This window comes from Pseudomonas putida, from assembly GCF_028682175.1.
Classification (GTDB): Bacteria; Pseudomonadota; Gammaproteobacteria; order Pseudomonadales; family Pseudomonadaceae; genus Aquipseudomonas; species Aquipseudomonas putida_AD.
The window spans coordinates 99,691-112,379 of record NZ_JANHKS010000004.1; the positions used below are offsets into that span (position 1 = coordinate 99,691).

The window sequence follows — 12,689 nt, forward strand, 5'->3', positions numbered from 1 at the left end:
TTGACTGACACGCTGCCATCGCGAGCAAGCTCACTCCTACAGGTGCGCGTTGTCACAGCGCACGGTGTTGCAGCGTTGTCGCATTACAAGGAAGGCCCCGGATCCTCGCCAACCATCTCCCCCGCAAGATCCGCAAACGCACGCAGCCGGTCCATCTGGCGCATGTCGTGGTGATACCCCATCCAGATGTCGCGCCCTGGCGGCGTCAGGCCGATGTCCAGCCTTCTGAGGGCTGGCAACTGATCCCCCAACACCCTTGGCAGCACGCACACCCCGAGCCCCAGCGCGCTCATCCGTGCCTGCACCGTGCGGCTGCTGCTGGTGAACGTGATCCGGGCCTGGGGAAACCGCTCCTGCAGCCAGAGCACGTCGGGGTAGTGGGCCTGGGCGGTGTTCATGGTGATCAACCCGATGCCTTCACCCTCGGCACCCGGTTCGAACGCTTGCCCGGCGCCTGTGTACAGCCCGTAGCTCAGGGTGGTCAATCGCCGCTGCACGATGTCGGGCTCGGTGAATGGCACGATCCTGAAGGCGATGTCTGCCTCCCGGCGTGTCAGGTCGAACAGCCGGTGCCCGGCGATCACTTCGGGCACGATCAGCGGATGACGCACAAGCAGCTCTCTCAACACCGGTCCCAGCACGTAGCAGGCGAACCAGTCCGCCGATGAAATGCGCAACAGGCCTTCCGGCTGGTCGCTTTCACCGGCGATACGCCGCTCGATGGTCAGGGCGCTGCGCTCCATGTCCTCGGCCAGCTCGAAGATCCGCTCGCCGCTGTCGGTCAACACCAGCCCCGTGGCCGTGCGGCGGAAGAACACTTCACCGCTGGCCTGTTCAAGCACATGCAGGCGCCGCCCCACGGTGGGGTGGCTGACGCCCAGCAGTTTCGCGGCAGCGCCCAGGGAGCCGCCGCGGGCGATGGCCAGAAAGACGCGTAGGTCATTCCAATCCATGGCGTACCTCGTACAAAAGTGAACGGCGAAGATGCAGCAATGGCAGTCCCGTCGCAACCCCGGCGCTTTCACAATGGTCCCCGCCAGCAGACAAATCCAGTCCAGCTGCACCAACACCCACACAAGGACCTGACCATGACCCTTGAACATCTGGCTGCACGGCTGGAAGCACTGGAAAGCCGCGCGGCAATCGAATCATTGATTTCCGGCTACGCCAACGCCTTCGACCTGATGGACAGCGAACTGCTGCTCACCCTCTGGCATGACGACGCCATCCTTGACCTGCCGGGGTTCGGTGGCGGCACAAGTCCCGAGGACATCCTGGCGATGGCCCAGAGGAACTGGCAACGGATGCCTCACATGCACCACTGGATGTCCAACCCGATGATCACCATCGACGGGGGATCAGCGACGGCCACCGTCGCCGCAGACTGTCTGTTTCATGATGTCGAGCAGGGGCCGGTGCAGGTCAGCGGCCTGTATCACGACCGATTCGAACGGCGCGACGGGCACTGGCGATTCACCGCGCGGCGGTTCGAATTGCACTTCCTGACACCGCTGGTGAACTGGAAGCCTGTCGCCGGCTCCGAAGCGTTCGAGCGCACCTAGACGTTGCGCATCCAAAGGCGCATCCCGCGATGCGCCGCCTCGATTCACCCCCCTTGTTTCGCCACCGTTGCCTATGGAGGCTTTCCATGTCCCGGGAAGATGTTTCCCTGCCTGACCCGCGCCGTTGGGCCATGTTCGTGATCCTGCTAGTGGGCGCGTTCCTGCCGCCGCTGGATTTTTTCATCATCAATGTCGCGCTGCCATCGATCAGGCAGGACCTGGGCGCTTCAGCGTCCACCGAGCAACTGGTCATTTCAGCCTATGCCGGGCTCTACGCCGTCACCCTGATCACCGGCGGACGACTGGGTGATATCTATGGCCGTGGCCGGATGTTTTTCATCGGCCTGATCGGCTTTGCCGCCGCGTCGCTGCTCTGCGGTTGCGCAGGGTCGCCCTGGGCCTTGGTGATCGGGCGCGCCTTGCAGGGCATCACGGCGGCAGTGATGGCGCCCCAGGCGCTAGCGTCGGTGCAGGCCATCTTCCCCGAAGCTGAAAAGCCGCTGGCGCTGAGCCTGTATGGCGCGGTGTTCGGCCTGGCTTCGGTGGTCGGGCAGGCACTGGGAGGCGTCTTGATTTCGCTGAACCTGTTCGGCCTGGGCTGGCGGGTCATCTTTCTGGTGAACCTGCCGGTTGCGGCGCTGGTGCTGCTGTTTGGCATCCGGGTGCTCAAAGAAACCCGCGCGCGCAACGCCACCCGGCTCGATCCGGGCGGCATGGCGCTGTCGGTGCTGACCCTGGGGGCGCTGATCGTCCCGCTGATCGAGGGGAGGGAGGCCGGATGGCCGCTGTGGGCCTGGGTCTTGTTGATCGCGATGCCGGTATTGGCGTTGCTGTTCTGGCGGTATGAAACTCGTCTCGGCCGTGCCGGTGGATCGCCCCTGGTGGATCCGGCCGTGTTGCAGGCGCCAGGTCTGGGCCGGGCGCTGGTGGTTGCACTGCTGTATTACGCAATCGCGCCATTTTTCCTGCTGTTCTCGGTGTTCCTGCAAGGCGCGCTGCACACCTCGGCACTGAGCGCCGGGCTGGTGTTCCTGCCCTTCGGCGCAGGCTTTCTGCTCGGGCCGCTGCTCACGCCACTGTTTCGCCGCGCATTCGGGGTGTACGTGAACCCCTTCGGCATGGGGCTGCAGTCGGCCGGTTTGCTCGGGCTGCTGTGGCTTATCACGACGACGCCCATCGGTATGCACCCGGCCTCGATGCTCTTGGCGCCGCTGCTGTTCACCATCGGTTTCGGCCAGGGGCTCGCGCTGCCGACCCTCATGCGCATGGTCACAGGACGGGTAGCGCCGGCCTATTCGGGGATGATCGCCGGCGTGGTCAGCTCCACGCTGCAAATCAGCACGGCGCTGAGCGTGGCCGTGATCGGCGGGATCTTCTACAGCGCACTGGGTACCGACACGGACCCCGCAGCCATCACCGAGGCTTTCAAGATCGCCTTGGCGTGCATCGCCCTCTGCCTTGGCGCCGGCATGCTGCTGAGCATCACCCTGGTGCGCCAACCTGCCGCGCAGGCCGGGATGGCGGCGACAATCAGGCCGCCGCAGTGATGCCCGCAACAAGGCATTTCATCTGCCATGCCTTCGCCTGACCGGCTCCAGCGCGTATCCTGCACGTTTTGCAGATGACGCGGGAACGAGGTTGGGAATGGAACAAGGCAACTCTGAGCCGCTTGTTCAACCGGCGGGTACGTCCGCTCTGGTTGAGGCTTGCGAATTCCCGGCAGATGCGTCCGAGCGTCTTCAACTGGCCCTCGATGCGGGGGCCATCATCGGCACCTGGGTGTGGGATATTCTCAGCGACCGCGTGACGGCGGACGAACGCTTTGCCCGCTCGTTCGGGTTGCCGGTGGAGCGCTGCAAATCCGGCATTCCCATCGCCGAAGCGTTTTCCTCGATTCACCCCGAGGACGTTGATCGCCTGGCCTCTGAAATCGAGGCCACCATGGCCAGAGGCGGCGCGTTTCGTTGTGAATATCGCGTTCGCCAGGACGACGGATTCTACCGCTGGGTCGAGGCCAACGGTCGCGCCGAACTCAATCCCCAAGGGCAAGCAATCCGCTTTCCCGGCGTGCTGATGAACATCGAGTCGCGCAAAGCCGCCGAAGCCGAGCGCGACAGAATGTCGGCCATGCTGCGCACCTTCACTGCAGCGGTTCCGGGGGTTATCTACGCCAAGGACCTGGAAGGGCGGCTACTGGTGGCCAACCACGGCACCACCGAGCTGATCGGCAAGCCGCCCGAGTTTTACCTGGGCAAGACGGACCTGGAAATCCTCGAAGACAAGGCCCAGGCCCGGCAGGTGATGGCGACCGATCAGCGCATCATGCGCAGCGGTGTGGCCGAACAGATCGAGGAACGGGTCGACATGCCCGACGGGTCGGCAACGACCTGGCTCTCTGCCAAGGCCCCGCTGCTGAACGACGCGGGCGAGGTCATCGGCCTGGTGGGTTCTTCGATCGACGTGAGCGACAGGAAACACGCCGAGAACGCGCTGCTGGAGCTCAACCGGACGCTGGAGGTGCGCGTCGCTCAAGCGGTCGCGGAGCGCGAGGCGGCAGAGGCTGCGTTGCGCCAGTCGCAGAAGATGGAAGCGATCGGCCAACTCACCGGCGGCATCGCCCACGACTTCAACAACCTGCTGGCCGGGATCACCGGCAGCCTGGACCTGATCAAGCTGCGACTCAATCAGGGCCGCACGGTTGACGTCGAACGCTACGTGTCGGTGGCCTATGGCGCGGCCCAGCGCGCAGCGGCACTGACTCACCGCTTGCTGGCGTTTTCCCGCCGGCAGACCCTGCTTCCCGAACACACCGACGTGCATGTGCTGATCGCCGAGATGGAAGAGTTGATCCGCCGCACCGTGGGGCCTGGCATCGACCTGAGCGTCGAACTGAATGCAGCGCTCAGCACCTGCCTGGTCGATCAGGCCCAGGTCGAAAACTCCTTGCTGAACCTCTGCATCAACGCCAGAGATGCGCTGCCGGACGGCGGGAAGATTTCCATCCAGACCTCCAATCAGGTCCAGGAGGAGGGCGATGGCCTGGACCCGGACCTGGCGCCGGGCACCTACCTGACCATCACCGTGGCCGACAACGGGACGGGCATGAGTGCTGAAACCCTGTCGAAGGCGTTTGAACCCTTCTTCACCACCAAGCCCGTCGGGGCGGGGACAGGGCTGGGGCTTTCCATGGTCTATGGCTTTGCCAAGCAGTCGGGCGGGCAGGTCAGGATCGAGTCCGAGGAAGGCAAGGGCACCCGGGTCTGCTTGCAGATGCCGTATCATCCGGCCGAGCTGAAATCCCCTGATCAGATGCAGCCAGCGGCTCAGATGGGCCCGGTGGCATCGGGCGAGACCGTGCTGGTGGTCGATGACGAGCCTACAGTTCGCCTGTTTGTCAGCGAGGCGTTGAGCAGCCTGGGCTACGTCGTGATCGAGGCGGCCGACAGCCAGGCCGGCCTCAAGCTGTTGCGCTCCGACACGCCAATCGATTTGCTGGTAACCGACGTCGGCCTGCCTGGCGGTGCAGACGGCCGTCAGATGGCAAAAGAAGGCCGCGGGTGTCGATCTGGCCTTCCCGTGCTGTTCATGACCGGATACGCCGAGCCAGCGATGCCAGTCCACATGCCCGCATCGCCACCGACCGCCGTGCTCACCAAGCCGTTTGCACTGGATGCGTTGACGGCCAGGGTGGCGGAGTTGCTGAGTAGGGGCTGACGCCTCCGGCCTACCGCCGATACGTCTTTCGGTAACTCGTCGGGCTCACTCCCACGACTGCCGAGAAGTGCTGGCGCAGAGAAAGGCTTGTACCAAATCCGCAAACGGTGGCAATTTTCTCGACACTGTCGTGGGTGGTTTCAAGCTGCTGCTGGGCGGCTTTGATTCGCTCATTGGTCAGCCACTTGCCGAACGTCGAACCGGTGATCTGCTTGAAGTGGCGCGTGAAGCTACGCCGGCTCATCGCTAGCCTCTGCGCCACCTGGTCGATTGACAACGCCTCTCCAAGGTTCGCCCGCAGCCAGTCCAGAAGCAGGCTCAGGCGCTGATCGCTGGCACCCTGAGGGACAGGTTGATCGATGAACTGCGCCTGGCCGCCTTCGCGGTGTGGCGACACGACCAGGCGACGGGCGAGGGTGTTGGCAATCTCACGCCCATAGGCTCGCCTGACGATATGGATGCAGCAGTCGAGCCCTGCGGCCACGCCTGCCGAGGTCAGGACCTGGTCCTGTTCGACGTAGAGCACCTTGGCATCCACGTCGATCTGTGGGAAGTCTTGCGCCAGCTGTGCCGCCCACGCCCAATGAGTGGTGGCCTGTTTGCCGTTCAACAGACCTGCATGCGCGAGGACGAACGCGCCCAGACAAAGCCCGACCACCAGCGCGCCTCGGGCGTGCGCTGCATTGAGCGCGTCGAGAATCGCGTCCGGTGGGCGGGCGTTGACGTCTCTCCAGCTCGGAACCACGACGATGTCAGCACGGCTGACCTGGTCCAGCCCATGATCGCACTGGATGGCGAAGCCAGCGTTGGTCATCAAAACCCCATCCTCACCTGCACAGACAGCCAGTTTGAACCAGGGCGAATCACCCACTCGCCGGTCTTTGCCGAACACCAGGCAAGGGACGGAAAGGTGAAAGGGGCTGATCCCGTTGAAGGCAATGACGCAGACGTTCAGTGTTTTTGTCACGGGAGGTGGCCTGATCGATGTTGGCCCAATAATAATGAAAAAGGGTAATTGGGCCAATGGTGTCGAACCGGCAATGCGTTCACGCTGACGGCAAGTGCATTTCGCCGGGAAATGCAAACAGTCGAGATCGATCCAAGTGAACCTCCGAACCCTCAGCCTGCTAGGTGCCCTCGTGACAACGTTTACCCTTACCCAGTCAGCGCAAGCGGCAGAACCCGTGGCCTCCATCCCGTACACCAGCAAGTCCGCGTCCTATCACTGGGCCAGCGTAGACGGCGTAAGGGTTTTTTACCGCGAGGCCGGCCCTGCCGATGCCCCCGTGCTGGTGCTCCTTCACGGGTACCCGTCCTCCTCACGGATGTGGGACTCGCTGATACCGCTGCTTGCTGACAAGTATCACGTGATTGCACCCGATTACCCCGGATTTGGCAGAAGCGACGCGCCTTCCCCGGCGGCTTACGCTTATACGTTTGACCACCTGGCCGAAACCATGGCAACGCTGCTGACGCAGTTGCATATCGACAAGTACACGCTGTTCATGCAGGACTACGGCGGTCCGGTGGGCTTTCGGATGATTCTCAACGCCCCGCAGAAACTCCATGGCATCATCATTCAGAACGCCAATGCCTATGATGAAGGGCTTGGCGCCAAGTGGGTAAACATTGCCAAATACTGGAAGGCACCTTCGGAGCACCCCGAGCAAGTCGATGGGTTCACCGGATACGAGGGCACGAAACAACGTCACCTGGGCACAAGCCCTCATCCCGAGCGCTACAACCCTGATGCATGGGAAGACGAGTTTGCGGCTTTGTCTCGGCCCGGCCAGCGCGAGATACAGTCAGCCTTACTGCTGGATTACCGCAACAACGTCGCCTCGTACCCGAAATGGCAGCGGTGGTTGAAAGACAATCAGCCGCCCATGCTGGTCATGTGGGGCAAATTCGACCCCTCGTTCATTGTGCCCGGGGCCCTGCGCTACAAGGACGATGTGGCAGGCGCAGAAGTACACATTCTAGAGGCGGGACATTTTGCCCTCGATGAGCAGACCGAGCAGATGGCGGGATTGACTCGCGCGTTCATGGCGCGCATTGGCGTGAGTCAGTAGACCAATGTCTGATCCCGGCTGTGAATGAACGCCACCACCTCATCCAGCACCGGTGCCAGTCCGCGCATCGGGCGGGAGAATGCAGCGATCAACGTGCCGTGGCCAGGCTTGGAGAAATACAGCTCGCGCACGGGCACACCCTGGCCGCGCAGAAGTCGGGCCATGCCGCCGGTGTTGCGCTCGGGGTTGACCAGTGTGTCATCCTTCGCGGCTATCAACAGCGCAGGCGGCGAGAGGGCGCTGACGTGGTTGATCGGTTGAGAATCCGGGGGTGAATTCGGAAAGTAGAAGACCGGTTTCACTTCCGGGTTCTCAATGGGGAGAAAGTCATAGGGCCCGGCCAGACCGATCCAGCCGCTGAGCATCGAAGGCTTCATGCCCACGGCGGCCAGCCATTTGGGGTCGAGCGCCAGCATCGCGGCGTTGTAGCCGCCGGCGCTATGACCCATGACGTAAAGCCGGCCCGGATCACCGCCGTACTGGCGAATATGTTCGCGAGCCCAGCCCACCGCGCTCGCGCTGTCTTCGAGAAAGCCCTGGTAGTGGACCTGAGGATACAGCCGGTAGTCGGCCAGCACCGCCACGATACCCCGTGCCGCCAGCGCCTCGCCGACAAAGCTGTAGTCACTGCGCGAACCACTGTTCCAACTGCCGCCATAAAAGAACACCACTACCGGCGCGTCGGCCGCGAGGTTGATCGGCGTGTAGACATCCAGCCGGTTGCGCGGATCGTCACCGTACTTCAAGTCCGATGCCTTGCTGAAAGTGCCACCGGGCGTGAAGGCGTTTAGCACTTTCAGAGGTGAACAGCCCAGCAACAGGCCCAACAGCCCGCCGACAACACATATGCGTAACGCAATCCTGATCATGGTTGGCACTCTGAGGGGCTTTGGTTTAGGACTGCGGGGTTGGGTATGAATTCAGGGTGTTTTCTGAACGCTGGGCAGACGACAACGCCGCGTCCATGTTAGCCGTTAGAAGACAGGCTACCGCTCGGCCCCTGAAGGGTATGACTGTTGACTGACACGAGCGATCAGATAGTCAATGAGTACGCGCACCTTCGCAGGCAGGAAGCGCGTCGGGTGGTAGAGCAACCAGATCTCACCATGATACTTGCCCGGATCCAGCTCCCACTCAGGCAATACGTGAATAACTCTCCCACTCTGCAGGGCGTCTCTGGCGATGAAATCTGGAAGATTTGCGATACCCAGATCCTGCTCCGCCGCACTCAATCGCGCGCCGGCGTGATTTGCGATGTAGCGACCTTTGACATGGACAGACTGAGTTCGATCTCCCTGTCGGAGCCTCCAGTGATTGTCATCAGGCGTTTCCCCCAGATACACGCACTGATGCTGCGCCAGGTCCGATGGAACCGTCGGGAGGCCATGGCGCTGCAAATACCCGGGTGAAGCGCAAAGAAGCCAGCGAACCCTTCCAAGCGGACGCCCAGCCAGCCCTTGCGGCGGGCGATTGGTGAGACGAATCACAAGGTCCACATCATCCGCCAGAGGGTCGGCGTCAAGGTCGTTGTAGACCAACTGCACGTCAATCTGCGGATAGAGGCCCAGAAATGTCGGCACAAGCGGGTGCAATACTGTCCGCGCAAACTGCGTAGGCGCGCTCAGCCTGACCCGGCCTCTGGGCGAGGAGGCGAGCTCTCCCGCGACGTTTACTGCACTGTTGGCGGCTTCAAGCATGCGGCTGCAGTGGCGATAGACCTCCATCCCGGCCTCAGTCGGACGAAGCCGCCGCGTTGTACGCTCCAGCAGTTGTGCGCCCAAGGACTGTTCCAGGCGCTTGATCTGCCGGCTCACCGAGGAGGGCAGGCTACCGAGCTGGCGGGCCGCCTCCGAGAAATTACCCGCATCGATGACACGCACCAGCAGCGCCATGTCGGCTAGAGATTCATGTAGCTGGGCAGGGGTCATGATCATTTCACTAGTGTGATTTGTGCAACCGCAGCATAACTCATGTGTCGCGCAGATGCGTTGTCTTGCCCTGGGTGCGGCTCAATACTGCCCGCCTAGACAAAGGGGCGTACCAATGATCAACCGCAGTAAAACGTTATTCATCAGCGACCTCATGCTTTTGGCCGTAGCCGTGGTGTGGGGCACAAGCTATGGCGTAGTGAAGTCCGCTCTGGTGTTTTACCCAGTGCTGGGGTTGTTGGCCCTGAGATTCGGAATCACCTTCATCATCCTGAGCCCAGCGCTACGGCAACTGGCTGGATTATCACTGCAGGGATTTCTGGGACTGCTGAGCACGGGGTTTCTGCTGCTGGCGATTTTTCTGAGCGAGACATTCGGACTGCTTTACACGTCCGCCACAAATGCGGCATTTCTCATCAGCCTTTGCGTAATGCTCACGCCCTTGGTCGAGTGGTTCTGGCTGAAAAGAAGGCCGACCCAACTAGAGTGGCTGGCGGTAGGCATATCCGTAATCGGTGCGGTACTCATGACCCAGCACGGTCATTTCCAAATCAACGCGGGTGATGCGCTGATCTTGCTGGCTGCGTTGGGTAGGGCAGTGCAGGTTTGCCTGATCAAGCGCGTCGTCCAAAGCAGCCAGATTCCAGCATTGTCCGTGACTGCACTGCAGTCTGGGGTCGTGGCATTGGGCTGCATATTGCTGACGTTTCTCACCATGGCTGCGCCACTGGAAAGCCTTGCCCAGATCTCCGACCCCACGGCTTTCTGGGGCTACATCGGCTACCTGGTCATGGCATGCACGCTGTTTGCTTTTTTTGCCCAGAATTACGCGATAAAGCGAAGCAACCCCACGAGAGTCTCGTTGCTGATGGGTAGCGAACCCATATTCGGCGGGATCTTTGCCATGCTCTGGCTCAATGAGCCGATCACCTTACAAAGCTGGATAGGGGGAGTTTTGATTTTTGCATCGTGCATTCTTGCCAGTAACAATTGGTCGTTCTTGCGGTTGAAGGCAGCGGCTCCTGGTGCTTGACAGACTGTCTGCGGTGAATCGAGATAGCGAGGCTGCAGCCCAGTATCCCTTTTGTATGCAGGTTCGATTGGCCGACTGCGCCAGGCCTGGGTTCGAGCGTGATGTAGCGACTCAAATCTGTAAGGAGTAAACGATGGACATTCAATCACGTCTTTCAGCACTGCAGCCGAACGAGATGAGCGAAGACCAGAAGCGCGTGTTGGCCGACATTCTGAAAGGGCCTCGCGGTAATCTGGATGGCCCGTTCCTGGCCTGGATCCACAGCCCGGAGTTGGCCGACCACGCGCAGCGTTTAGGAGCGTTCTGTCGATACGGCACTGCGTTAGAACTCCGGCTGACTGAACTCGCCATTCTCACAACGGCTGCCTGGTGGCGCTCCCAGGCCGAGTGGCAGATTCATGAACCCATCGCCCGAGACGCTGGAATCTCCGACGCTGTGATCGAGTCTCTCAGGCAGCAGCAGACACCGGTCTTCAGCAGTGCTGACGAACAGTGCGTGTATGAGATCGGTCAGTCGCTTTATCAAACCCGGCGAGTGGATGCTGCACTGTATGAGCAAGGTGTCGCGCTTTTTGGAGAGTCAGCGATGGTCGAACTTGTCGGGGTGTACGGGTATTACGCGTTGGTGGCGATGACCTTGAATGTCTTTGACGTCCGACGTGATTCCGATTCCCCTCTGCCTTTTGATGAGGAATGACTGCTCATTCGACAGGATGAGCAGCAACGAACGAAGCGGGTTCGATGCCATCACATCCATCCAGCTTGCTATTCGCCATTTCGACCGATTGCCCGGTGATGAGGTACCCCGGGCTCCGGAGGATGACGAGGCGTCAAGATGGCCAAGGCCACCGTCACAATGAAGAGTGCCGGCACGTCACCTGCCAAGTGTCCCATCTGCGCCGGCTGGGTGAGCGCCTGGACGGCCATGACTCCACTGTGTATGGCGCTAGACCAGACGGTGAACCAGATCAGACTCAGATTGGCGAGTGGATCACGTGCGGCCAAAATCAAGAACACGCCAAGTGTGGCGTAGATGCCAACGATCATCATCGGGTAGTCCGAGTGACCGTTATGCCAAGCCCAGCCGGAAGGCCAAAACAACATGAGTGGGTAGAGGGCAAGGCACGCGAGGCCGGCCAGAATCAGAACGACCCGCAGATACTTGAGGCTATCGATGGCATGGTGCTCAATGTGGGGCATGGGCACACCTCATGAGCGGCTGGGTACTTAGCAGTGTAGAAGCCGTTTTCAAAAAGGCGTGACATTTACGTTGCGAGTGGCCGGACGAAAGCGGTTGGGATGCAGCAGCAATATGGCAGATTCGACGTGACCACCGTGGAAACCATGAGGCTGGGGGCTGCGTTCCCTTCGGTACCTTGTCATCATCTAATCCCGATATGGACATAGGAAATCTCAAATTGGTGAATCAAGCCCAACGCGCCTTTTATGCCTGGAATGTGTTGATAGAGCACGCGAGGGCTCGCCGCTCTATCACATACGGGGAGTTAGCTGCCGCCATCGGCATTCATCACCGCCCCATAAGATACGTTCTTGGGTTGATCCAAGAGCATTGCCAGACGGAAAAGCTTCTTCCATTGACGATCTTGGTAACTGATCGAAAAGGCCAGATAGGCTCCGGTTTTTCGGCATACGACCTCAACCGCCTGGCGGAGGGGCTTGATGCTGTATTTGGGTTTGCCTGGCAGTCCATCGAAAATCCTTTTGCGTTCGCAGCAGATGGCAGCGTATATGGCAGTTTGATCGATGAGCTAGCGACAAACCCGAGCAGCTCAGGGGCGGTCATGCGGCTGGTGAAATCGCGTGGCATGGCTCAGGTGATGTTTCGCGATGCGCTCCTAAGGTGCTACGACTTCCGCTGTGCATTCACGGAGGCCACCTTTCTAGAGGGTCTAGAGGCGTGTCACATCGTTCCATGGTCAGTCTGTGCGCCGGAACATCGCCTAGACGTCAGAAATGGCATCCTCCTGAACAGCCTACATCACTCACTGTTCGACAAGGACTGGATTACTATCGACTTGGAGCACCGTATCCGATTCGCTGACCCTGAGATGACGGAAGAACCATACACCCCCTTTGATAAAGTTATCTCGGTAGACCTGCATCTCAAAAAAATGCGCTTGCCCTCAAAGCTAGAACTGGCGCCGGGTTCCGAATTCATTGAGAAGCACCACGCTGAACGGGGCTGGGTTTTTTAATCCGACACCCGGAGGATAGGTGTTGCCGCTGCTGCAGGTGATGCCTATCGCTATGTGTAGATAGCGAGCGAACTTAGCCCTGCATCTCATCGTGCCAGTCAGCGGTATTAGTCCGTCCGGACGCGTGTGGTTCAATTGAGTGGAGAGCAGAACCGGCCCGTGCT

At 60.7% G+C, this 12,689-nt stretch carries 12 protein-coding genes; 7 read left to right on the forward strand and 5 right to left on the reverse strand.

Annotation, left to right across the window (positions count from 1 at the left end; genetic code table 11):
- Positions 1 to 83: 83 nt before the first annotated feature.
- Positions 84 to 953 carry a LysR family transcriptional regulator gene (locus NPS29_RS04620; RefSeq protein WP_274130997.1) on the reverse strand — a complete coding sequence of 290 codons (870 nt, stop codon included), beginning with the start codon at positions 951 to 953 and terminating at the stop codon, positions 84 to 86.
- Between the two features lie 135 nt (positions 954 to 1,088).
- On the opposite strand from NPS29_RS04620, the gene NPS29_RS04625 reads away from it, so the two are divergent.
- From NPS29_RS04625 to NPS29_RS04635, 3 genes are all read left to right on the forward strand, one after another.
- Entirely contained in the window at positions 1,089 to 1,562 is a 474-nt protein-coding gene (locus NPS29_RS04625; protein WP_274130999.1) for a nuclear transport factor 2 family protein, read from the forward strand.
- 86 nt (positions 1,563 to 1,648) lie between these two features.
- Complete coding sequence (locus NPS29_RS04630; protein WP_274131000.1) at positions 1,649 to 3,109, forward strand: MFS transporter; 1,461 nt, start codon at positions 1,649 to 1,651, stop codon at positions 3,107 to 3,109.
- A gap of 97 nt (positions 3,110 to 3,206) precedes the next feature.
- On the forward strand, positions 3,207 to 5,276 hold the full coding sequence (locus NPS29_RS04635; protein WP_274131001.1) for a hybrid sensor histidine kinase/response regulator: 2,070 nt from the start codon (positions 3,207 to 3,209) through the stop codon (positions 5,274 to 5,276).
- 10 nt (positions 5,277 to 5,286) lie between these two features.
- On the opposite strand, the gene NPS29_RS04640 is transcribed toward NPS29_RS04635, so the two are convergent.
- Complete coding sequence (locus NPS29_RS04640) at positions 5,287 to 6,231, reverse strand: GlxA family transcriptional regulator (RefSeq protein WP_274131145.1); 945 nt, start codon at positions 6,229 to 6,231, stop codon at positions 5,287 to 5,289.
- Positions 6,232 to 6,415: 184 nt separating this feature from the next.
- Here NPS29_RS04640 and NPS29_RS04645 point away from each other — a divergent pair, with 184 nt between their 5' ends.
- Positions 6,416 to 7,348: an alpha/beta fold hydrolase gene (locus NPS29_RS04645; protein ID WP_274131002.1), complete on the forward strand. Its 933-nt coding sequence runs from the start codon at positions 6,416 to 6,418 to the stop codon at positions 7,346 to 7,348.
- Here the strand turns inward: NPS29_RS04645 and NPS29_RS04650 are convergent.
- Both NPS29_RS04650 and NPS29_RS04655 read right to left on the reverse strand, forming a co-directional pair.
- Entirely contained in the window at positions 7,342 to 8,217 is an 876-nt protein-coding gene (locus NPS29_RS04650; RefSeq protein WP_274131003.1) for an alpha/beta hydrolase, read from the reverse strand. The genes NPS29_RS04645 and NPS29_RS04650 overlap by 7 nt on opposite strands.
- 117 nt (positions 8,218 to 8,334) lie before the next feature.
- A complete protein-coding gene (locus NPS29_RS04655; RefSeq protein ID WP_274131004.1) occupies positions 8,335 to 9,276 on the reverse strand; it encodes a LysR family transcriptional regulator in 942 nt (313 codons plus the stop codon).
- Between the two features lie 115 nt (positions 9,277 to 9,391).
- On the opposite strand from NPS29_RS04655, the gene NPS29_RS04660 reads away from it, so the two are divergent.
- Both NPS29_RS04660 and NPS29_RS04665 read left to right on the forward strand, forming a co-directional pair.
- Positions 9,392 to 10,309, forward strand: coding sequence for a DMT family transporter (locus NPS29_RS04660; RefSeq protein ID WP_274131005.1), 918 nt, complete (start codon positions 9,392 to 9,394; stop codon positions 10,307 to 10,309).
- Positions 10,310 to 10,442: 133 nt separating this feature from the next.
- The gene (locus NPS29_RS04665) at positions 10,443 to 11,006 is read left to right on the forward strand and encodes a carboxymuconolactone decarboxylase family protein (RefSeq protein WP_274131006.1); all 564 of its coding nucleotides are present in this window, start codon (positions 10,443 to 10,445) and stop codon (positions 11,004 to 11,006) included.
- A 68-nt stretch (positions 11,007 to 11,074) separates the two neighbouring features.
- Here NPS29_RS04665 and NPS29_RS04670 read toward each other — a convergent pair whose 3' ends face one another.
- A complete protein-coding gene (locus NPS29_RS04670) occupies positions 11,075 to 11,509 on the reverse strand; it encodes a DUF6632 domain-containing protein (protein WP_274131007.1) in 435 nt (144 codons plus the stop codon).
- A 221-nt stretch (positions 11,510 to 11,730) separates the two neighbouring features.
- Between NPS29_RS04670 and NPS29_RS04675 the strand changes: the two genes are divergently transcribed.
- The gene (locus NPS29_RS04675; protein WP_274131009.1) at positions 11,731 to 12,525 is read left to right on the forward strand and encodes an HNH endonuclease; all 795 of its coding nucleotides are present in this window, start codon (positions 11,731 to 11,733) and stop codon (positions 12,523 to 12,525) included.
- Positions 12,526 to 12,689 lie beyond the last annotated feature (164 nt).

Coding starts and splice junctions, on each gene's coding strand:
- NPS29_RS04630 (WP_274131000.1), top strand. CDS start 1,649: ATGTCCCGGGAAGATGTTTCCCTGCCTGACCCGCGCCGTTGGGCCATG.
- NPS29_RS04665 (WP_274131006.1), top strand. CDS start 10,443: ATGGACATTCAATCACGTCTTTCAGCACTGCAGCCGAACGAGATGAGC.
- NPS29_RS04650 (WP_274131003.1), bottom strand. CDS start 8,217: ATGATCAGGATTGCGTTACGCATATGTGTTGTCGGCGGGCTGTTGGGC.
- NPS29_RS04635 (WP_274131001.1), top strand. CDS start 3,207: ATGGAACAAGGCAACTCTGAGCCGCTTGTTCAACCGGCGGGTACGTCC.
- NPS29_RS04625 (WP_274130999.1), top strand. CDS start 1,089: ATGACCCTTGAACATCTGGCTGCACGGCTGGAAGCACTGGAAAGCCGC.
- NPS29_RS04620 (WP_274130997.1), bottom strand. CDS start 953: ATGGATTGGAATGACCTACGCGTCTTTCTGGCCATCGCCCGCGGCGGC.
- NPS29_RS04655 (WP_274131004.1), bottom strand. CDS start 9,276: ATGACCCCTGCCCAGCTACATGAATCTCTAGCCGACATGGCGCTGCTG.
- NPS29_RS04660 (WP_274131005.1), top strand. CDS start 9,392: ATGATCAACCGCAGTAAAACGTTATTCATCAGCGACCTCATGCTTTTG.
- NPS29_RS04670 (WP_274131007.1), bottom strand. CDS start 11,509: ATGCCCCACATTGAGCACCATGCCATCGATAGCCTCAAGTATCTGCGG.